Origin of the sequence: Lysinibacillus sphaericus, from assembly GCF_006864135.1 — a bacterium.
Lineage (GTDB): Bacteria > Bacillota > Bacilli > Bacillales_A > Planococcaceae > Lysinibacillus.
Genome location: NZ_SADV01000005.1, coordinates 200,608 through 220,761 on the forward strand (window position 1 = coordinate 200,608; position 20,154 = coordinate 220,761).

The window sequence follows — 20,154 nt, forward strand, 5'->3', positions numbered from 1 at the left end:
CTCCTTCGCATCTTCCCTTACTATTTTATTCGAAATTGAAGATAAAGACAAAAATAAATCCTTTAAATTCAAAAAATGTCTGAAATTTTAGGATTTATACCATTTTTTCTTGCGCTAATTTTAAAATGGCCTGTGCTGCTTCATCAATTGACAATGCTGTCGTATCTAAAAATATGGCATCTTCTGCCTGAATTAGTGGCGATGCTTCACGCTCGCTATCCATTTTATCGCGCAGGGCAATTTCTTCTTGAAGTTTTTCAATAGAAGATTCGATTCCTCGTTTTTGATTGTCCATAAAACGACGTCTTGCTCTCTCTTCTACAGTTGCAGACATAAAGATTTTTAGTTCTGCAGTTTTTAATACATGCGTAGCAATATCGCGACCATCCATAACAACACCACCTTTAGCCGCAAGCTTTTGTTGCTGCGCTACTAATAGTTCACGTACTTTAGCGTGTGCCGCTACTTGTGAAACAGATGAAGTTACCTCATTAGATCTAATTTCTGCCGACACGTTCTTCCCGTCTAAAAAGACAAGTTGTCCTTCAGCAGAAGGCTTTAAGTCAATTGTGCTGGATGCTAGCATTTCTGCTAATTTTGTTTCATCATTTAAATGTATGTTTTGTTGCATTGCTTTATACGTCACAGCACGATACATAGCACCTGTGTCTATATAAGTAAATCCAAGTGCCTCTGCAACAATTTTCGCAATTGTGCTTTTCCCAGCACCAGCCGGTCCATCAATCGCAATTTGAATGTTTTTCTTCATATTTCCCCCTACTTTCTAACACACCATATTGTATCATAAAAAAGCCCTCTTTAAGCAGAGGGCTTTCTTAAATCAAAATACTACTCGATTGGAAGGTGTGTAAACCCCCTGCAAAATTTCATGGAATTTTCCACATCACCAATGGAAGTTGGGAAGACCAATCAATTATGCCACGACATAATTGCGTCCAGAATCAACTTTGTAAAAATCAGGCATCAAAGGGACTTATTTCTTTACGGCGATTCACTAATTGGCGATCAAAGCAGAAACGAACAATATGTTGTTGGTCCACATCATCCGTATCTGTTAGTTGAATAGTTGCAATTTTCATCTCATCTTTTTCGTATATACGAACAACCGTTGCATCTGTGACCACGTATTTTATATCCCCATTGGCATATGGTAAAACGATTGTTAATTGAACCTCATCACCATCTTGGAAAGCAATTGCCCCTTTCAAGGTTACTGCCAAACCACCTGCGCTAATGTCTGATGTTACTAGCTGATATTTGTAATCCTTAAACTGTATCGCTACATCCACAGGCGTTTCCACACGTACATATTCACGACGTTGAATTTTGATAAAGTCATCTTCCTTTGGACAATGCAACATAATCATAGGTATATTACCAGCTTTACGTCCAATTACTTCAGTATTAAAAGCAAATGATTGTTTATCTTCCGTGTGAAAAGTTGCTCTAAATTCAGAGCCATCTATTAAAAAAGCTGTTTTCTTAGTGGCAATATTTATTGGATAATCGATATAAATAATATTATCTTTTTGTTCTACAACTTTACAGCGGAATTTTTCAACACGCTCTGTATAAGTTGGTTCTAGTTCTAATTGTGTACCAATTTTTATTTCCATGAGCATCTCCCCGAACACAAATATACATTTATTATCGCACGAGATGCCCATTTTGGCTATATAAACTGGTAGTTTTTTCTCATATTATGTTAAATATTCCACTTTTAAAACATTGTGATTTTCAGCGTCAATAACAATTCGGAATGTTTCTTGCGTGTTTTTATCACGGACCGCAATTACCTCATAACAAAGACGTTGTTCAAATGAGCCGTTATCTGTATAAATATTTTTTACTTCTTGTACTTTCACATCGTCATCGAAGAAAGTTTTCCAATCAATTGGTTTTGCAGTTTGTGGTTTAATCGTCTCTGCCTGAATATATTCCATCGCATTTGCACCAAGTAACTCGCCTGTATCCTTAGCAAGTTTCAATTGAACCCCATCTGCATAAATCAATGCGTTATCGCCAGGGTGAACACGCGCAAATGTCACATGCCATGCTTGATGGTTTTCACGAGATTCCACAAATGCAACATCATTCATTCCAAGTCGTTTTACATATTCTTCAGCTTTTTTCATAATTTCATCTTGTGATAGCCTTGCTTCATCTACTGGACGTTCCACTAAATAGGATATTAAATGTCCACCCTTTTCTGTTAAATCGACATATCCTAAACGAATATCTTGGTGGAATTGGATATGATAAAACGGATATGGTGCCGTATCGCTGCTTTTCGTCACAGTAAATGTTGCGTCTTTTATGATAGGGAATAATTGTTTTACTTTTTCCAACGCTTCTTTTTCAGTAATGTCTGAATCTTGTAATGCTTTAAGATCCATTTTTTTCTGCCAATCCGATTCGCTTAATGTAAGTGGGAAGTCTTTTTCACTGTAATCCTTTAATGTCTTTTGTACATTATCAAATGTTGTATTCGGGTTCTTAGTATCTACTTGTCTTAACCAGACATCCATCTTACCGTTGTTTTTATAAAAATCTACTGTTGCAGATGACCATTCATCTGAAAGTGCCTGTAAATTTGTAGAAACTTGTGGCATTTTTTCTCGCCATGCTTTATAATCACCAGTTTTAGATGTTTTCTTTGCCTCATCTCCTAGGCGCCCTAAGTAGCTTAGCCAGTCGTTCGACACTTCCTGCCCGATAGGAATATTCGACATAGAAGATCGAACGTCAGAGCTTAGTCGCCAAACAGAATCTAACTCATTGTGAATGGCATTGTCATCTCGAAACAATAGAGATTGCGAAACAGCTCTTTGTAAATGAGTTAATTTCTCGGATGCATCCGTTAAATTATCCGTGTACTGAGCTAGCACAGTACGTTGTAAACTTGCATTTTTGCCGTGCATATTAATGCTATATGCCCCTAAACCAATAACTGCAGCAGTGAGTATAACGAGCATAGTTCTCATTTTTTTCCTCCTTTCTTATGAACAGAAAATATGTTCTCCAATTCGTTTAATTTGAGGTCGTGACCAAATCCACTTACTTGTTGCTGTTTTCGGATTAAAATAATAAAGTGCATTTTCCGAAGGATCCCATCCATTCATAGCATCAAGAACTGCTTCTTTTGCACGTTCATTTGGTTCAAGCCAAATTTGCCCATCTGCCACTGCAGTAAAAGCGAGCGGTTGGAAAATAATACCTGAAATAGTATTTGGGAATTCAGGACTTTCCAAACGATTTAAAATAACAGCCGCTACAGCGACTTGACCTTCATAGGGCTCTCCCCTAGCTTCACCATAAACCGCATTCGCCATTAACTGTACATCTCTGTCAGTATACTTTGGGGGTACTTGAGTTTTAGTCCCATTATTATTACTACTACCACTACTTTTACCACCTCCACCACCGCCGCCAGTGTTTGTTTTCACTTGCTGTTCAAGTGGGGTTCCACCATAATAAGTAAATTGATTTCCAGCATTTAATTGCGCTTTTACCCATCCTTCATCGTAATCCGAAAAACCTGATAAAGTTTTTTTAGTTTTTGCACCGGCTATTCCATCTACTGGTAAACCATATCTCTCTTGGAAATTTCGTAAAGCCCAATATGTGTTATAGCCAAATTTGCCATCAATTTTACTTTTATAAAATCCTAAGTATTGTAGCCTTGCCTGTAGCTCAATTACATCATCTCCATAAGCACCACGAGAAATCTGTTGCTCGGTAAATGCAATGGCGTCATTTTGCGGAATAGCAAAAATACTAATCCCCAACATCAAAGCAAAAACTATGCTTACTAAACGCATGATCATCACTCCTTTTTTCATAGCTTGAAACAAACGACTCATTTTATACATTTAAAAAATAGAAAATGAAAAACTATTGTATCAATGAGATTAAGGTGTCGTATTAAATAAAGTATGGTTCTTCAGCAAAACGAGAGGTTGATTTCCGTTCCAACTGGGCGCTTTCCTAGGGGCGTCCGATGAGCCGCTAATCCCCAAGGAGTCGCCCAGTCTCCACTCCAATCAACCACTTCACATAACATACATCTTCTGGACATGTGTATTAAAATGAAACTTCAACAATAATGTTTATCTTTGCGAAAACGCAGTGAAAAAGTAGCTACTGCAACTACAAGTGTGCTGTGCAAAAGCGAATTATCTACAACAATGATGCTTTTATCATACAAAAAACTGCAGTAACAACAGATTTAACATTCGCATTCGCTTTATAAGTCTATTCAGTTCTATTGCAATAGCGTTGGCTTTTGAAATGCAAAACTATCGCTGATTGGAGTGACAGGCTGCTCGAGTGCTCTTGTCGCTGCGCTTTCGTCGCAAAGCAAAGTTCCCGCAGTGAAAGCGAAACAAGCGAGGTATTGTGAGAAACATTAAGAAAAGCGCAGAAATCTTTTTTAGATTTCTACGCTTTATATTTTTTTATGCATATGCAAATGTTGTACTAGGTGATAGTGAGCGAGCTTGACTTTCCGTAGCCCAAACCACCACAAAAATAGCATAAAAGGGATCATTAAATATACCCAATACCCTTTGAATGATAAAATTGTATTATATAAAATGTGTAATACTACCGGTGCACAAAGCGCCATAGCAATCATTTCTTTCGTCTTTGCAAGCTTAGAAAACTTGGCACGTCCATAATAATAGCCCATTACAACACCGAACAAAGCATGACTCGATACAGGTAATAATGCACGCATAAATGCAGTATTCAAACCGAAAGAAAATAAATAAAGCACATTTTCTATCGTGGCAAAACCAAGAGATATACTTGCACCATACAGTATGCCATCATAAGGATCATCGAATTCTACATGATTGTAGATTGCGATCAACAGAACAAACCATTTAAAAAACTCTTCAACTACACTAGAAAAAACTACATCTTGTAGATAAAGATAACGAAAGACCCCTTCCTCTGTTAGTACATATTGTAAGAACAAGATTGGGAACGTTAAAAATGCGCCATACAAAAACGTTTGAAGTAAGGTTCTTCTTGGCTCCGTTGCCATCTGATTGCGCAAATAAAAGTAACTAAAAAGCGCTAGACCGGGAGCAATGGCAGCTGATAATAAAATGATCATGATGCCGGCTCCTTTCAAAAAATCAATTTCGCCTTGACATATTTATGTTAAGATTTTAAAATTCGTGACATCCTTCAAATACATTAAACCAACAAATCTATTCTTGCGCGTAAGCGAAGCGACAGCACATAATGTTGGGTTACTTTGGTGTTTTCAAAGGATTAAAATTCCATATCCCAAGTTTATCTTTATCTACCGAATATTGGACACCTGCATAAAAAATATATCCGTATATCTCAGGTGGAAAACTTATGAGACATTAAGCTTCCGTTTTCGACAATAAATATCTTTTACATGAAGATAAACTGCTATTATTATACCATGATATGATATAAAACTTTTTAAAAGGAGATAAATATTTTTTATGAAAAAAACAATTTTATTAATTCATACAGGTGGCACAATTTCTATGGCGATGAGTGATGAAGGTGCCGTTATGCCAAACAAGGAAAATCCTCTAATGAAGGAAAGCCGTAAACTTGATGCACTTGCCACAATTATTGAAATGGAGGCTTTTAACCTCCCATCACCACATATTACGCAAAAAGAAATGCTTACATTACGTAATCTAATTATCGAAAAAGTTGCAGAGGAGAAAATTGATGGCGTTGTTATTACTCATGGTACTGATACATTAGAAGAAACAGCTTATTTTTTAGAGTTAACGAATGATTTATCAATTCCTATTGTCTTAACAGGTGCAATGCGCTCCTCAAACGAACTTGGTGCAGACGGTATTTATAATTTAGTAGAAGCCGTTCGTGTGGCAGTTGATGAAGAAGCTCGTGAGAAAGGTGTACTTGTTGTCATGAATGACGAGGTCCACCTTGCTGTTAACACTACAAAAACAAGCACTAGTTCTGTAAATACCTTTCAGTCACCTCAATATGGCCCAATTGGACTTATTACAAAATCAAGAATATTATTTCATCATGCCCCTATCCGCCGTCAATATGTAGAAATTGATGGATTATCAAAACGAGTAGCTATGCTGAAAGTGTATGCTGGCATGGAGGTTGACTTACTTGATGTAGTACTCGCATGTAAATATGATGGCGTTGTGTTAGAAGGCCTTGGACAAGGCAACGTCCCTCCAGCAGTTGTTAAAGGTATTGAAAGTCTTTTAGAGCGCGGTATTCCTGTTATACTGGTATCCCGTTGTTTTAATGGTATCGCAGAAGGAGTTTATGGCTATGTTGGCGGTGGCAAAATGCTCGAAGACTTAGGCGCTATATTTGCAACTGGTATTAATGGTCAAAAGGCACGACTAAAATTATTAATTGGGCTCAACAAAGTAGGAACTCCTCTTGATTTAAAGGAATTTTTCATATAAGGCTATTGTATTCAATTTTCAATTAAGCTTATGCATCTACAATTTGCTTATAATAATTCAAGATTTTATGTAAATGATTGATTGCTATCTCAAAATCCGGCTGAATAACAGAGAGCTGTATGAAATCTCTTTGACGTAAGTATTGGCTATCCGCATGAACATAATAACCATTTAAAATTAAATCTCTCTGTAGATTTGCCAAAGTCTTAGGAAGCTGTAAAGTTATCAGCATCGGATACTGTCTAGTTGAAACTTGGTAGTGCATAAATGGTAGTTGCAGTAATGTTTTAAAACGTTGCTGTAACTGTCCATACCTTTCTGGATATGCTTGTAACGCTGCAGTAACATTTGCAACAAGTACTGCTGGTAATGTAAAGGGAATCGCACCTTGCTGGTAATTAGCTAAATCGAGATAAGCTGGTAATGTTGAAGAAGCTTTCACAATGTTTTGCGAAAAAATAAAAGCCAAACCACTGAGCGCACCTATTGCTTTTCCACTCACAGCAGTCGCTAAATAACAATCTTTTAAAGAAAATGGCATTGCTCCGAAAGAACTAATACAATCAATGCAAAGCTTTATATTATACCGCTTTGTTAGCTGTATAATTTCCTTTATATCATTATAAGTTCCAGTCGACGTTTCTCCATGTACTGCTAGAAGCCATTGATACGATCTTTTTTGCAAATAAGCGTCCAAAATATTTGTATCAAAGGAACTTCCCCAAACTTGCTCAATTACATCAAAATCCAATGACCATCTCTCTGCTTGCTTTCGAAGACGTTCTCCAAACTCACCATTTGTTAAAATTAGTCCACGCCCTAATTGTTGAGCCTTCAATTGCCCTAGCATAACTTCATTTGCCAATGTCCCAGTCCCTACAATTGTAGCTACATGCTCTGCTCCTGATAATTGAAGCAACTTATTTCTCATTTGCTCAAATAATGATTGAAAGCCTAACGAACGATGAGAAAGCTCTGAATACATAAATAGTTCTCTTTGTTTCACTGGACCTGGATAAAAAGTATGACATTCCTTCGCAAGTCTTTGCTGTAAAGACTTTTCAAACTGCTGTCTTGTTAATACCATTGGTAAAAATAAAGCATCCTCTGTCCCTGTAGCAGGTGCAAATTGGCTAAAGCCCATTTGCTTATAAAGCTTCTCTTCACGAGTAGTACCTGAAATAACCGCTGCCGAATATCCTTTTTCGTATGCAAAAGCAGTCAATGCCTGTGTCAATTTCAGCAGTACTCTTCCTGTACGGTATGCCTTCTTAACTGCAAGCAATCTAATTTCACATAGCTTAGCACTAATCTCTTTTGATAAATATTGCTCAACTTTTCCTATCTTTTCATCAATTGAGAACGGCCTCTGATCTCTAAATGCAAGCATACCTATAAGTTCTATTCCTTTATAAACAACAATATACGTATTTTCATGATGAAAACGGTCAACTTTTTCCCTTTCAGAGTTTGGTTTATGCTGTGGAATTTCTTCAACAAAGGTTTCGTAATTTAAACGTGCAATTTCCTCAAACTCCGCTTCTGTATGCGCAATTTTACACCAATACATATAATCACTTCCTTCTCTCTAAAGACTCTTTAATATTCGACATATGTTTAATAAGCATAAAACAAATTGCTACTAGTATCGGTATGTATAACAGTAATTTATCTGTATATACAATTGCTCCAACATATAAAACTAAGCCACCTAACATACTAAGTGTTAAACTTCTAGTTACGCTAAGCGTAATAGCTGTTCCAACAACCATCATAAAAAATAAGCTCGGAGATAATGCCAGACCTACACCTATAAAAGTTGCTACTCCTTTTCCCCCATTAAACTTAAGCCAAAACGGAAACATATGACCAAGCATGCCCAAACTAGCGCCTAACACAATTACCCATTCTTCGCAATGCAATAAACGCCCTACACTAACAATGAGCGCACCTTTAAAAGAATCCCCTAAAAAAGTCCATAGAAAAGCACCTTTCCCAATCACACTACCAGCATTTCTAGCACCTAAGTTTTTACTTCTTTCTTCCTGTAAATTAACGCCATATGCTTTTCCAACGACATACACTGTCATGAAGTTCCCTATAACATAACTTATAATCCAATATAATCCAATCATTCTTTCACACCTTTTTTATCAACTTCCATTAAAGAAATTATGTACTATTACCATAATGTAAGGTTGATTTCCGTTATGACTGGTCACTTACCTGGGGGTATCCTGGGAGCCGCTTCGTTCTCATTTAGTCGCTCTGGACCTTTCCTCCGTCGCTTCGAACTTCTCCCGCTGCTTTCTCTCTTCTATCCGACGGTTTAAAAAAGCTGTATAAGCTTATATGCCTATACAGCTCATCTTGCTATTTTGCTCTTTTGTCAATTGTCTTTGCAATACAATCGCCATGGAAACGGCCATTTTCTATAAAAATTTCATTGGCATTATTTCCAGCTGCAATAACTCCCGCAATAAATAAGCCTTCTACATTTGTTTCCATAGTTTCTGGATTAAAGAAAGGACGACCCGTTTCATAATCAATAGAGACACCCATTGCTCGAATAAATGAATGATCCGGATGATAACCTGTCATAGCAAAAACAAAATCATTTTTTAAAGTTTTCTTGCTACCCGAAATTTCTATTACGACCTCATGCTCTCGGATTTCCAGTATATTTGTATTGAAATGCATTTGGACTTCTTCATTTCGTACTACACCTTCAAATTCTGGTAAAACCCATGGCTTGATGCTAGGTGAATACTCACTACCGCGATAGGCAACAGTGACGCGAGCTCCAGCCTTATTTAACTCAAGCGCCGCATCTATTGCAGAATTTTTCCCACCTATTACAAGAACATCCGTATCAAAAAATTCATGTCCCTCTTTAAAGTAATGGAAGACTTTCGGCAATTTCTCACCTGGGATGTTTAAATAATTCGGATGGTCATAGTAGCCTGTTGCAATCACAACATAAGGTGTTGTATAGACCTCTTTATTTGTCGTAACTGTAAACACCGCTCCATTTTTTACAACGCTATTTACTTTCTCGAAGCGGTTTACTTGAATACCTTTCAAACGTACAACTTCTCGATAATAAACTAGTGCTTGATTTCGCTTTGGTTTACGACCTTCAATTATAAAGGGTACATCACCAATAGCTAGTCGTTCACTAGTACTAAAAAAAGTTTGATGCGTTGGGTAATTGTAAACCGCATTTACGATATTGCCTTTTTCAATGACAATTGGCTTTAATCCAATATTTTGCAAGGCTATTGCTGCTGCTAAACCACATGGGCCTCCTCCAACAATAATTGCATCTACTTGTTGCATTTCTTGACACTCCTATCAACTTTGTATCAGCAAAATTGCTAATACTTTACTTTCAATAATCGGGCTTTTACCGAATAAATCCTTATCGCTTCCATTATACGCCTTCAATCGAGTTTTGGTTGTTTATTTACCCGAAATTTCAATGTCAATAATATGACACTGTGGTCTCGCACCAAGCCGGAAAGGCAATAATGTCGTACCATAGCCGTTACTTACTAACGTCATCACACCCTCACGCTTCCGGTAAGAGCCATTAGGATGCACACCGTATGGACCAATTCTAATTTGACCACCGTGTAAATGCCCACCAATCATTAAATCTGCTCTAAATTTTGCACGGACTCTTGCAAAAACACCTGGGTTATGTGAGATGAAAACAACTAAGTCTTTCTCTCCTACCTTTGCAAATGCGTCATCAAAGCTATATTTCATTGTAGATGTGTCTTCAATTGCATTTAGCCAAAAACGGTTTTTTTTAGGTAGTAATACAGCATCATTAGCGATGATCTGAACACCATGTTCCTGCAAAATACTTCTTAATCGTCCTTCGCCTACTTCTCTGTCATTATTACCCCATACAAAAAATGTCGGTCCTAAAGGAGTTAATAATTTTAGGTTGTCATGAATACGTTGAATAGGTGTGCGTCCATCTGCAAAATCTCCACCAATAATAACAGCATCAAATTGACCATCTAACTGTTCAATCATTTGGCGATTAATTTTGCGTAAATGTGTATCCGAAATAAAAAATAGTCGGATCTTTTCCTGTTCACCCTTTAATAACAATTGATGCTGTAAAACATTATTTTCATGTGCCACCTTCAACATATAAAGCAGGGACGCGATGACTACTAAAACAAATAGTCCAAAATAAATCATTCCCTCACATCTCCTTACGAAAGCAAAAAGACGATTCGTAATAATGAAGAATCGCCTTTTCACTAAATCAGACGTACGCCTCAACCATATTTGGTGTTGACGTTTGTCCATTATTTTATACTAGAAAAACATCATTGCCAAAGAATGACACCCGCTTTTCTTATGGTAGCTTAATCACTTGCCCAATCATTACATCATTTGAAGACATACCATTTGCTGCACGAATTTTCGATAATGTTGCTTCACTTCCATCGCCGTAGTGATTTAAAGCAATACGATATAGATTTTCATTTGCTTTTACAGTATGAGTACTTGCTTTTGCAGATTGTTTTGCTTCTTCTGCTTTGCGTGCTTCCTCGGCTTTACGTGCTTGTTCTGCTCTTTTAGCCTCTTCTGCTTGTGCTATTCTAGCTTGCTCAGCTTTTTTAGCTTCGTCGGCTTTTCTAGCTTCTTCTGCCTTCTTGGCTGCTTCGGCCTTTTTCGCTTCCGCAGTTGCCTTCTGCTCATCAGCTAATTTCTCAGTGTCTTTCTTAGAAGGCTCTTTTGCTTTGTCTGCCTTATCTTTGTCTGCCTTATCTTTGTCTGCCTTATCTTTGTTTGCTTTATCGTCTTCTTTTGCTTTGTCAGTAGATACAGGCACCTTATCTTCATCCCCTGAATTGTCAATTTCTACAATTTGAGACGAAGAATTTTTTTCAGCCTCTTCAATTGTTGTTCCAGGTTCATAGAATTTTAAAAAATAGACTAATATCGATAATGGAATTAAGATAAAAATTACAAAAAGAATCGTCATTAATGGCGGTTTTCGTTTTGTATTACTTGGTTTTTTATTGTCATTTCCATTTTTCCCCATCCTCGAAACTCTAGATAAAGCTTGCTGTTCTTTTTGTTCTTCCTCAAAAGATTGACGATGTTCTTCAATTTTATCGCGATAATCTTCTTTACTCATTCACCGTTCCTCCAACCTTACTACGCTTTCTATCATTCTATTATGACGAATTTTGCGAAAAAAGTAAATGACCGTCAGTTATAGGCTAAAAAGGACATATCACCATAACGTGGGGGTCATTTCCGTTCCACAGGGCGCTTTCCTGGAGGCGTCCAGTCGGAACGGAAATCAACTTATATATGGCATACGTTTTTAACAAATGTCATCCACAACTTTTAGTGATGAGCCTTTAACAACCCATTAAGAGCTGCTTTAGCCGACTTTTCCATGGAATCATTTCTATTTTCTTCTCATCTTTTAAGCGTACCTTATTGATTTCATCATAATGGATTCCACAATTTTCACAACAGTTTTCTGGTTTTTTCAGCAATTTTTGCCCAAAATACCCGACTAGCTGTGTGCGAATACAGTCTTTTGTCTGAGTAATTTTATGCATTTTATCGACAGCTCGATACTTTTCCAGTGCTAAATGATTTAAACGTACTTTAACTTGTTCCACCGTTTCTTGTTGTAGCCAGTAATCAAGCACACGAAAAGCGGTCTCACTCACCTCTCCATTTTTCAACATTTGTGAAGGATGCATTTGTTGATTTAGTAGTTCCTGATAACGATCAACATAACCAGCTGTTGGCAAATCGCCTGTTACAACAAATTTCGCAAGTTCCTCATCACCATCACTATAAAGTAAAATTGCGAGCGCTGATTGACCATCACGCCCTGCACGGCCAATCTCCTGCATGTAATTTTCTACATTAGCAGGAAGCGTTTCATGAATAACCTGACGAATATTTGACTTATTAATACCCATTCCAAAAGCATTCGTCGCCACAATCCAGTCGAGCTCCCCGTCAATAAACTGTTGCTGAATAAACTGACGGTCCTCAGCACCATAGCCTGCATGATATGCTGCCGCTCGTATACCAGCCTGTATAAGCGCTTCGCTATATTGTTCAGCACGCTTACGCGAGGACATATATAATATACCCGGTCCTGCCGTCTCTTTAACATGTTGCATAATCCAGTGTGTTTTATCTGCCCTATCCTCAAATACGACACGCCCAAGATGAATATTAGGCCGATCCACATTGTACAAAAACTCAAATGGTGTATGTAGCGACATTGTATCTCGTATGTCATTGATTACTTTATTCGTCGCAGTCGCTGACAATGCTAAAATCGGTGGACGATTTACTTGTGAAAACCATTGTCCAATTCGTAAATAATCTGGCCGAAAATCAAAGCCCCACTGAGAAATACAGTGTGCCTCGTCCACGACGATAAGACCTAGCTGCATTTGTGAAAGCTTGTCTTGAACTTGCTGCTGTAAAAGCATCTCCGGTGACGTAAATATAAAACGATACTGCTCTAAAAAATGTAATACATATCGTTTTTCACTTACGGTTAAAAATGAATTTAAAGCAACTACCCTCTTTTCACCAAAGCGTTTTAGCTCCTCTACCTGGTCCTGCATTAGAGAAAGCAGTGGAGAAACAATTAATACTGGCTTTTGCAGGATATATCCTGATAGTTGGTAACAAAGTGACTTTCCCATTCCAGTTGGTAATAAAGCAATAACATCTTTTTCTTCTAAGATTGCTTCAATAACCTCTTTCTGGCCTGGACGAAATGTTGTATAGCCAAAATACTTTACTAACGTTTGTTCAAGTTCCATTTATACTTCTCCTTTCGCGAGGACAAGCCTTAACTGGAAATAACTCATACCTTCAACTACTTCATGCAATGTTTTCAATTTTTTTGTTTGATAGTGTTTCGATGCCTGCCAAACTTTTTCCGCTTCTTCATATGAGACGAATGGACCAATCGAAAAGTTCGGTTCGTTCATGGCTAGTTCCACCAAATGATCTTCGATTGTACTTTGTTTTAGTTTCCTTATTTGCACAATCTGTTCAATTGAATAGCCCTGCTCATATAAATGTGCTGTTTGCTGCGCTGAATCAGTTAGTAATGCTTTTACTCTTAATCCTTCTGCGATCTTACCAAGCAACGGATAAGCATTTGTCTGACGAACTTCATTTAATAATGTATGTAGCAATTCTATAAACGCTAACTGACAATCTAAAACTGTTTCCTGACGTTCACCCGCAAGCTGCTGCCACGTCCATCCTGGTAAACTTTGACCACTCAACCGATAGAGGACAAGCTGTTTGTTGGCATCTGATAAAGGTAATACAGAAAGTACCTGTTCACATTCCTCCAATAATCGTTGCTGTAAATGCCCATCATGATAGGTATGCTCGATTAAAAATGTACGCACCCAAGACTGAATATTCGGATCCCTACTTATGGGAGAAAAAGAACGAACCCCAGCACTTTGATAAGATAAACTTTGTACAATTAACGAGAACCTCGCAAAAAAAACATGCTCATTTCCCCGATAGTGCCACCCGTCAAATAAAAAATCAGGTGTCTGCTCTGCTCGCTGTAAACCTAGATTTTTCATGGAATAGTGACCAGATTGTTGCATTGTTAACCAACTATACTGTAAAAACGAAGTTACGGCTTCATCAAATGTCTTCCTAGGTAACTTAGGTAATAGCCCAAAATAATTATGTAACTGAAATAGGCCAATGTCTTGAATAGTCTGACCTGAGCGCTTTCCTCTTAATACGTGATAAGCAGCAGAAATTGTTCTTTCGTTATTTAGTTTTTGAAAGATTTGCAATAAAATTTGATGAAACATAGACGCAAATTCCTCCAATTTAATAGTATTTATGTTGAAATGTAAGATAAACATCTTTAAAATGAGTATGAAGCTTTGTAGGAACATGTAAAAGGAGAGAAAGAAAAATGGCTAAATTCACAATTGTTGATAAAGATACATGCATCGCTTGTGGCGCTTGCGGAGCCGCAGCACCAGATATTTATGATTATGATGATGAAGGGATTGCCTTCGTTATTTTAGATGATAACATGGGAACTGCTGAAGTTCCAGAAGATCTACTAGAAGACATGCAAGATGCTTTCGAAGGATGCCCAACTGACTCAATCAAAGTAGCAGATGAAACTTTTGATGGCGACTCATTAAAATTCGAATAGTCCTTCATACGTATCTTTAAAGGCATCCTTAACTGGGTGCCTTTATTTTATCCCCTCATGTATTAGTTGATTGGAGCGGAGACTGGGCGACTCCTTGGAGATCAGCAATAGAGGAACGACGGCTAAAATCATCATATCCTGTGATAACGCCTTCCTAACCAGCATCGTGGCGCTGCCGCCATAGCGCCACTACACTTTCTCGCAAAAAACATCTGTTGGCTCGAGACCCTGTAGCATAGCGAAGCGTCAGCAAATGTTTTATCTGTGCGAAAGCGTAGCGTCAGCAACAACAAAGCGCCCAGCCGGAACGGAAATCAACCACACGTTATGGTGATGAGCCATTTTCTACAAACGAATTTATACCATGATTCATCTCTAACATAATGGAGATGAATTTTTTTGTACTTTTCAAGTAAAGTTGGTCACTCTTTTCATCTTGTTATTGCAACCATTTTTTATGTATGATAAGATTTTAGTAGTTGGTACTAATAACAGATATTATTTCATAAAGGGGTCCTTATAAATGATAGATAATTTATTACAATTAAAAGATAAGAATATTGTCGTAATGGGTGTGGCAAACGATCGAAGTATTGCTTGGGGTATCGCAAAACGTTTATTTGATGTAGGTGCAAATGTTATTTTCACATATCGCCAAGAACGTTCATTAAAAAAATTACAAAAGCAATTAGAAAACATCGGACAATCTGATTCACTGATCGTACAATGTGATGTCAACAGCGACGAGAGCACACAAGCGGCTTTCAATGAAATCGGTACAAAAGTAGGCGTTATCCATGGTATCGTGCACTCAGTAGCTTTTGCCAATGCAGAAGATTTACACAATCGCTTCTTAGATACAACTCGTGATGGCTATGCATTTGCACAAGATACTAGCGCTTATTCTCTTATTTCAGCAGCAAAGGCCGCACATCCTTATATGACTGAGGGTGGCTCTATCGTAACAATGAGTTACTTAGGAGCAGAGCGCGTGCTTGATGGCTACAATGTCATGGGTGTAGCGAAAGCAGCATTAGAAGCATCTATGCGCTATCTTGCAGCAGATATTGGTAAAGATAATATTCGCGTTAATGCGATCTCTGCTGGAGCAATTCGCACACTTGCTGCAAAAGGTGTTCCTTCATTCAATACAATTTTACACAAAATCGAAGAAACAGCTCCATTAAAACGTAATGTTCAACAAGACGAAGTAGCAGATATGACAATCGTGATGCTTTCTCACCTATCACGCGGTGTAACAGGCGAAACGATTTACATCGACGCAGGCTACAATATTATGGGTTAAATACAAAGAAGCATGAAAGATCATCATTGATCTCTCATGCTTCTTTGTTTCGTATTGTACGTCAGAATTTAACAAACATTATTTTATTACCTTTGGGGCTGGATAATCAAAGCCCTTTGTATCCACTTCTACCTTTTTCATTTGCTGATCTTTTATTGGTTTTTCACCATCTCGTTCTGCAGCAGCGATAGCATCTACTGTTTCCATCCCCTCGATCACTTTTCCGAAGGCCGCATATTCGCCATCAAGATGTGATGCTTCATTTACCATAATGAAAAATTGAGATCCCGCAGAATTTAGATCTTTCGAACGAGCCATTGAAATGACACCGCGTTCATGCTTTAAATCATTTTTAAAGCCATTTAAAGAAAACTCACCTTCTATCGAGTAGTCTGGGCCACCCGTACCATTACCTAAAGGATCTCCACCTTGAATCATAAAATCAGGGACAACTCGATGGAAAATAAGACCATCATAAAAACCTTTTTTAACTAACGAAATAAAATTAGCTACCGTATTCGGCGCTGTAGAAGGTTCTAATTCGATTACGATTTTTTCATCATTGTTCATCGTAATCGTCACAATTGGTTTTTCCTTCACTTTTGATGAATAATCCACATTTTCTTCCGTTTTCTTTGCCGTATCTCCTTCCGATTGCCCACTTTCTTTAGCGGCTCCACAACCTGTCAAAACAAATGCTACCATCAGCAAAGCAAAGACAACAGAAAATCCTTTAAAACGCGCGAACATATTCTTTCAACTCCTCTTAATCACCAGTCTACTCTTTATATTATCAGATAGTTTACGACAAATCATTTTTATAATAATTCATGCAGATGGCTATATTTATAGATGCGAAGACAAGAAAAATATATAAACTAAACAAAAAATACTATTCCAAGTGCCCCGCTGCTATGCGTTGCTGTTTAGTAATAATCCCATTTAATAAAGGCATTTTCGTTTAGATTGTTGTTATTAAGACATAAAAAACAGAGCTAATCTTCCATTAGAAAAATACTCAAAGTGGGTTTGATATATCCTGTAAAAGGGTCTACAACAAAATTAAAAAAATTCTTCCACTTTTCCTTAACAGTATCAACTTTCTTTATATCATGGATGTAAATACGCAACGTAATAACTATACAAATCATCCCTATAATAAAGGATCCTTTTTATACTTAAAGCTTCATTATTTTAACTTAGACCAATGACTTCTTCCACTGAACTAGATTCGTTAGTTAAGTAGCTACAATCTTTTAGAAAACAGCTTTAGTAAAAAAGACAGCAAGCATGCAACGATTAAAAATACAGCAATCATGACAATAACGCCTCCCCAGCCGTAATGCATCCAGAATATTCCTCCTATTGTTCCTCCAACACTTGAGCCAAAATAATAGAAAAATAAATAGAGCGAAGAGGCTTGCGCTTTACCATGAGTGGCTCGTTTACTTACCCAGCCACTGGCAATCGAGTGCGCTGCAAAGAAGCCAAATGTAAAGATTGTAATCCCTAAAATTTTCAAACTAAGTAGCCCATTTAATGTTAAAATCGCCCCTGCAAACATGATCGCAATAGACAATAACAACATCTTTTGACGGCCATATTGATCAGCAAGACTACCGAACCAAGCAGAGCTAAATGTACCTACTAAGTAAATGACAAAAATCCAGCCAACAATCGTAGCACTTAAATTATAAGGTGGCGTCATCAATTTAAAACCAATGTAGTTATATAGAGTCACGAAACTTCCCATCAATACAAAGCTAATGCCAAACAAACAAAGCATGGATGGGTCCTTTAAATGCTGCAAAAGAGATGTCGTCAATGATTTTATCTGCAAAGGTCGTGCTGTAAAATGCTTGGAGTTAGGTAGCATCCAGATAAATAACACGCTTATCATCAGACTGATGACACCCAGTACTATCATCCCCACCTGCCAATTGTAAAGATCCGTTAATGTCCCGATAATAACTCGGCCACTAAGCCCGCCGACCGAATTACCGCTTATGTATAAGCCCATCGCAATACCTAAACTAGCTGGATCCATTTCCTCTCCTAAATATGCCATCGCAATTGCCGGCAATCCTGCAAAAACAACACCCTGTATAACACGTAACACTAATATCGTTTCAAAATTAGGCGAAAAGGCGAGGGCAAGTGTAATAATAGATGCAGCAAAAATAGAACTCGTCATCAAAGATTTCCTACCCCATGCCTCTGATAATGAACCTACAATAATCATACTGATGGATAACGCAAAAGTTGTCACAGAAAGCGTTAAACTCGCAACTGCAGGTGATACATGAAACTCCTTCGCAAATGTTGGTAATAATGGCTGTGATACATATAAATTGGCGAAGGTGATAAAGCCTGCTAAAAATAAAGCCCAGTTTGCTTTATGAAACGCCTTTGTCCCCTTTTGAATGTAACCCATCTCTCTCTCCTTACGTTCTTTCAATTCTACTATTATTCTAATACAATGATCTTCAAAACACACGATAACTTGTCAAAAAAAAGACAAATTACCTCTATTTTTTTATTATTCGTTTGATTTTATTTGACAATATTACCGTGACTAAAATCACATTTTCTTCATATAAATTTAGTTTTTATCTATTTTGAGTTGGCAAATATTGTGTTACAGTGAAAGTAATCATCTAGCAATCATTGGCAAAAAGCTCCGATGACTAAACTATTTTTCACTGCACAGACTTGGAGGAATTTTCATGAAAATTATTGAAGCTTTAGCACTTTCAGTACCTTATATCCACCTTGCATTAAAGGAAGAGGCAATTGTGGCTGTCATCGAGAAGGAAAGTGAAATAGTTGTAAAATATTTAGCCGGCAAACGTGTAGATTCAGGCTACCTAGATGGACAAAAAGTAAATGCTAATGACCAAAATGTTTTCATTGCCTTTACTGGGAAAAATGCTGATGTCGTAATACCAAAGGATGTATACGGGGTTGCCATCAATGCTTTTTCATTTCCAATCCGTGAAAATGGTAAAGTCGTAGGTGCCCTAGCATTTGGACTACCAATCGACAATGAGCTTAAACTTGAGGATTATATGGGGACAATGGATAGCATTGTAAACAGCTTACAGGACAAAGTACATACAATTGCCTCACATTCTGAGGAATTAGCAGCAACAAGTGAGGAAATTAACAAACAAGCACAGCACGCCCTTGAAGATTCAAAGAAAACAAATGAAGTAACAGATTTAATAAAAAGCATTTCTCGCCAAACAAATTTACTCGGCTTAAATGCATCTATTGAGGCGGCTCGTGCAGGCCAGCATGGTGCTGGCTTTAACATCGTAGCGCAGGAAGTTAGAAAGCTCTCGTTCGAAACATCCAGCGCCACGGAAAATATCGAAGCCTCCCTACGAAATATAAATAGGAACCTAGAAAACCTTAAGCAAAATATGGGGCAAATCAATGACGCAACGAACGAACAGTCTCAGCTCGTTCAAGATTTTAGTGAAATTATTGAGGAGTTAACAGTTCTTAGTCACGAAATGAAGGGCTTTATGCATAACGCCTTAAAATAATAAAGAGGTGAAGAATATTGCAAATTACAATTAATCCGGAATTATCTTTACGTACTGTCGAATTAGAAGATGCAAATGCTGTTTTTGCCTTAACAGATGCATCACGTGCATATTTGCAGGACTGGTTGCCGTGGCTAGATATTACAAAAGAAGTAGCCGATACAACGGCATATATAGAAGGCTGTATAAAAGGACACGAAGCTAAAAGCAGCCTCTCTCTTGTTATCATTTTTCGAAATGAAATCGTAGGCATTGCTGGCTTTAATACGATAAATCATAGTAATAAAATCGCAGCTATTGGCTATTGGCTCAGTGAAGGTTCTCAAGGACATGGTATTATGACAAAGACTGTACAGGCATTATTACAATATGCTTTTGAGGATTTACAGCTCAATAAGGTCGAAATTCGTGCTGCTACGGGCAACGCAAAAAGCCGTGCCATCCCTGAACGACTTGGTTTTATAAAAGAAGGAACGATTCGTGCAGCAGAATGGCTTTATGATCATTATGTTGACCACGTTGCTTATGGCATGCTCGCTAGTGAGTGGAAGGAAAAATAGAGAAAAAAATAGCCACCTGAGGTCAAATCAGGCGGCT

General features: G+C 37.7%; 19 protein-coding genes. 5 read left to right on the forward strand and 14 right to left on the reverse strand.

Annotation, left to right across the window (positions count from 1 at the left end):
- Positions 1–94 precede the first annotated feature (94 nt).
- The 5 genes from cmk to prsW all read right to left on the reverse strand — a co-directional run bounded on the left by cmk (position 95) and on the right by prsW (position 5,143).
- Positions 95–769 (reverse strand): (d)CMP kinase, encoded by a 675-nt coding sequence (gene cmk / locus C7Y47_RS08545; protein WP_142508383.1) that lies wholly within the window; start codon positions 767–769, stop codon positions 95–97.
- A 208-nt stretch (positions 770–977) separates the two neighbouring features.
- Positions 978–1,637, reverse strand: coding sequence for a flagellar brake protein (locus C7Y47_RS08550; RefSeq protein ID WP_142508384.1), 660 nt, complete (start codon positions 1,635–1,637; stop codon positions 978–980).
- Between the two features lie 84 nt (positions 1,638–1,721).
- A complete protein-coding gene (locus tag C7Y47_RS08555) occupies positions 1,722–3,005 on the reverse strand; it encodes a PepSY1/2 domain-containing protein (protein ID WP_142508385.1) in 1,284 nt (427 codons plus the stop codon).
- A 15-nt stretch (positions 3,006–3,020) separates the two neighbouring features.
- Positions 3,021–3,842, reverse strand: a complete 822-nt coding sequence (gene sleB / locus C7Y47_RS08560; RefSeq protein ID WP_142508386.1) for a spore cortex-lytic enzyme — start codon at positions 3,840–3,842, stop codon at positions 3,021–3,023.
- Positions 3,843–4,468: 626 nt separating this feature from the next.
- Positions 4,469–5,143, reverse strand: coding sequence for a glutamic-type intramembrane protease PrsW (prsW, locus tag C7Y47_RS08565; protein ID WP_132359285.1), 675 nt, complete (start codon positions 5,141–5,143; stop codon positions 4,469–4,471).
- A 364-nt stretch (positions 5,144–5,507) separates the two neighbouring features.
- Between prsW and C7Y47_RS08570 the strand changes: the two genes are divergently transcribed.
- Positions 5,508–6,476 (forward strand): asparaginase, encoded by a 969-nt coding sequence (locus tag C7Y47_RS08570; RefSeq protein ID WP_142508387.1) that lies wholly within the window; start codon positions 5,508–5,510, stop codon positions 6,474–6,476.
- A gap of 28 nt (positions 6,477–6,504) precedes the next feature.
- Here the strand turns inward: C7Y47_RS08570 and C7Y47_RS08575 are convergent, their stop codons facing one another.
- The 7 genes from C7Y47_RS08575 to C7Y47_RS08605 form a co-directional block, all read right to left on the reverse strand.
- Complete coding sequence (locus C7Y47_RS08575; protein WP_142508388.1) at positions 6,505–8,046, reverse strand: aminotransferase class V-fold PLP-dependent enzyme; 1,542 nt, start codon at positions 8,044–8,046, stop codon at positions 6,505–6,507.
- Positions 8,047–8,050: 4 nt separating this feature from the next.
- Positions 8,051–8,611 carry a glycerol-3-phosphate acyltransferase gene (locus C7Y47_RS08580; RefSeq protein WP_142508389.1) on the reverse strand — a complete coding sequence of 187 codons (561 nt, stop codon included), beginning with the start codon at positions 8,609–8,611 and terminating at the stop codon, positions 8,051–8,053.
- A 238-nt stretch (positions 8,612–8,849) separates the two neighbouring features.
- Positions 8,850–9,815 (reverse strand): YpdA family putative bacillithiol disulfide reductase, encoded by a 966-nt coding sequence (locus C7Y47_RS08585; protein ID WP_142508390.1) that lies wholly within the window; start codon positions 9,813–9,815, stop codon positions 8,850–8,852.
- Positions 9,816–9,938: 123 nt separating this feature from the next.
- Complete coding sequence (locus C7Y47_RS08590; protein WP_142508391.1) at positions 9,939–10,694, reverse strand: metallophosphoesterase; 756 nt, start codon at positions 10,692–10,694, stop codon at positions 9,939–9,941.
- 160 nt (positions 10,695–10,854) lie between these two features.
- Complete coding sequence (locus C7Y47_RS08595; RefSeq protein WP_142508392.1) at positions 10,855–11,643, reverse strand: LysM peptidoglycan-binding domain-containing protein; 789 nt, start codon at positions 11,641–11,643, stop codon at positions 10,855–10,857.
- A 229-nt stretch (positions 11,644–11,872) separates the two neighbouring features.
- Positions 11,873–13,315, reverse strand: a complete 1,443-nt coding sequence (locus tag C7Y47_RS08600) for a RecQ family ATP-dependent DNA helicase (RefSeq protein WP_142508393.1) — start codon at positions 13,313–13,315, stop codon at positions 11,873–11,875.
- Positions 13,316–14,344 carry a helix-turn-helix domain-containing protein gene (locus tag C7Y47_RS08605; protein WP_142508394.1) on the reverse strand — a complete coding sequence of 343 codons (1,029 nt, stop codon included), beginning with the start codon at positions 14,342–14,344 and terminating at the stop codon, positions 13,316–13,318. It lies immediately after the preceding gene.
- Between the two features lie 107 nt (positions 14,345–14,451).
- Here C7Y47_RS08605 and C7Y47_RS08610 point away from each other — a divergent pair, with 107 nt between their 5' ends.
- Positions 14,452–14,700, forward strand: a complete 249-nt coding sequence (locus C7Y47_RS08610; RefSeq protein ID WP_053482601.1) for a ferredoxin — start codon at positions 14,452–14,454, stop codon at positions 14,698–14,700.
- Between the two features lie 523 nt (positions 14,701–15,223).
- The gene (locus tag C7Y47_RS08615) at positions 15,224–16,006 is read left to right on the forward strand and encodes an enoyl-ACP reductase FabI (RefSeq protein WP_142508395.1); all 783 of its coding nucleotides are present in this window, start codon (positions 15,224–15,226) and stop codon (positions 16,004–16,006) included.
- Positions 16,007–16,084: 78 nt separating this feature from the next.
- Here the strand turns inward: C7Y47_RS08615 and C7Y47_RS08620 are convergent, their stop codons facing one another.
- Positions 16,085–16,756 carry a peptidylprolyl isomerase gene (locus tag C7Y47_RS08620; RefSeq protein ID WP_142508396.1) on the reverse strand — a complete coding sequence of 224 codons (672 nt, stop codon included), beginning with the start codon at positions 16,754–16,756 and terminating at the stop codon, positions 16,085–16,087.
- 496 nt (positions 16,757–17,252) lie between these two features.
- Complete coding sequence (locus C7Y47_RS08625; protein WP_142508397.1) at positions 17,253–18,440, reverse strand: MFS transporter; 1,188 nt, start codon at positions 18,438–18,440, stop codon at positions 17,253–17,255.
- A gap of 292 nt (positions 18,441–18,732) precedes the next feature.
- Here C7Y47_RS08625 and C7Y47_RS08630 point away from each other — a divergent pair, with 292 nt between their 5' ends.
- Positions 18,733–19,557, forward strand: a complete 825-nt coding sequence (locus tag C7Y47_RS08630) for a methyl-accepting chemotaxis protein (protein WP_142508398.1) — start codon at positions 18,733–18,735, stop codon at positions 19,555–19,557.
- 17 nt (positions 19,558–19,574) lie between these two features.
- Positions 19,575–20,117 (forward strand): GNAT family N-acetyltransferase, encoded by a 543-nt coding sequence (locus C7Y47_RS08635; protein ID WP_142508399.1) that lies wholly within the window; start codon positions 19,575–19,577, stop codon positions 20,115–20,117.
- Positions 20,118–20,154 lie beyond the last annotated feature (37 nt).

What these genes read in the sequence shown, in the direction of transcription:
- cmk (WP_142508383.1), bottom strand. Translation starts at nt 769, where the DNA reads ATGAAGAAAAACATTCAAATTGCGATTGATGGACCGGCTGGTGCTGGG.
- C7Y47_RS08550 (WP_142508384.1), bottom strand. Translation starts at nt 1,637, where the DNA reads ATGGAAATAAAAATTGGTACACAATTAGAACTAGAACCAACTTATACA.
- C7Y47_RS08555 (WP_142508385.1), bottom strand. Translation starts at nt 3,005, where the DNA reads ATGAGAACTATGCTCGTTATACTCACTGCTGCAGTTATTGGTTTAGGG.
- sleB (WP_142508386.1), bottom strand. Translation starts at nt 3,842, where the DNA reads ATGCGTTTAGTAAGCATAGTTTTTGCTTTGATGTTGGGGATTAGTATT.
- prsW (WP_132359285.1), bottom strand. Translation starts at nt 5,143, where the DNA reads ATGATCATTTTATTATCAGCTGCCATTGCTCCCGGTCTAGCGCTTTTT.
- C7Y47_RS08570 (WP_142508387.1), top strand. Translation starts at nt 5,508, where the DNA reads ATGAAAAAAACAATTTTATTAATTCATACAGGTGGCACAATTTCTATG.
- C7Y47_RS08575 (WP_142508388.1), bottom strand. Translation starts at nt 8,046, where the DNA reads ATGTATTGGTGTAAAATTGCGCATACAGAAGCGGAGTTTGAGGAAATT.
- C7Y47_RS08580 (WP_142508389.1), bottom strand. Translation starts at nt 8,611, where the DNA reads ATGATTGGATTATATTGGATTATAAGTTATGTTATAGGGAACTTCATG.
- C7Y47_RS08585 (WP_142508390.1), bottom strand. Translation starts at nt 9,815, where the DNA reads ATGCAACAAGTAGATGCAATTATTGTTGGAGGAGGCCCATGTGGTTTA.
- C7Y47_RS08590 (WP_142508391.1), bottom strand. Translation starts at nt 10,694, where the DNA reads ATGATTTATTTTGGACTATTTGTTTTAGTAGTCATCGCGTCCCTGCTT.
- C7Y47_RS08595 (WP_142508392.1), bottom strand. Translation starts at nt 11,643, where the DNA reads ATGAGTAAAGAAGATTATCGCGATAAAATTGAAGAACATCGTCAATCT.
- C7Y47_RS08600 (WP_142508393.1), bottom strand. Translation starts at nt 13,315, where the DNA reads ATGGAACTTGAACAAACGTTAGTAAAGTATTTTGGCTATACAACATTT.
- C7Y47_RS08605 (WP_142508394.1), bottom strand. Translation starts at nt 14,344, where the DNA reads ATGTTTCATCAAATTTTATTGCAAATCTTTCAAAAACTAAATAACGAA.
- C7Y47_RS08610 (WP_053482601.1), top strand. Translation starts at nt 14,452, where the DNA reads ATGGCTAAATTCACAATTGTTGATAAAGATACATGCATCGCTTGTGGC.
- C7Y47_RS08615 (WP_142508395.1), top strand. Translation starts at nt 15,224, where the DNA reads ATGATAGATAATTTATTACAATTAAAAGATAAGAATATTGTCGTAATG.
- C7Y47_RS08620 (WP_142508396.1), bottom strand. Translation starts at nt 16,756, where the DNA reads ATGTTCGCGCGTTTTAAAGGATTTTCTGTTGTCTTTGCTTTGCTGATG.
- C7Y47_RS08625 (WP_142508397.1), bottom strand. Translation starts at nt 18,440, where the DNA reads ATGGGTTACATTCAAAAGGGGACAAAGGCGTTTCATAAAGCAAACTGG.
- C7Y47_RS08630 (WP_142508398.1), top strand. Translation starts at nt 18,733, where the DNA reads ATGAAAATTATTGAAGCTTTAGCACTTTCAGTACCTTATATCCACCTT.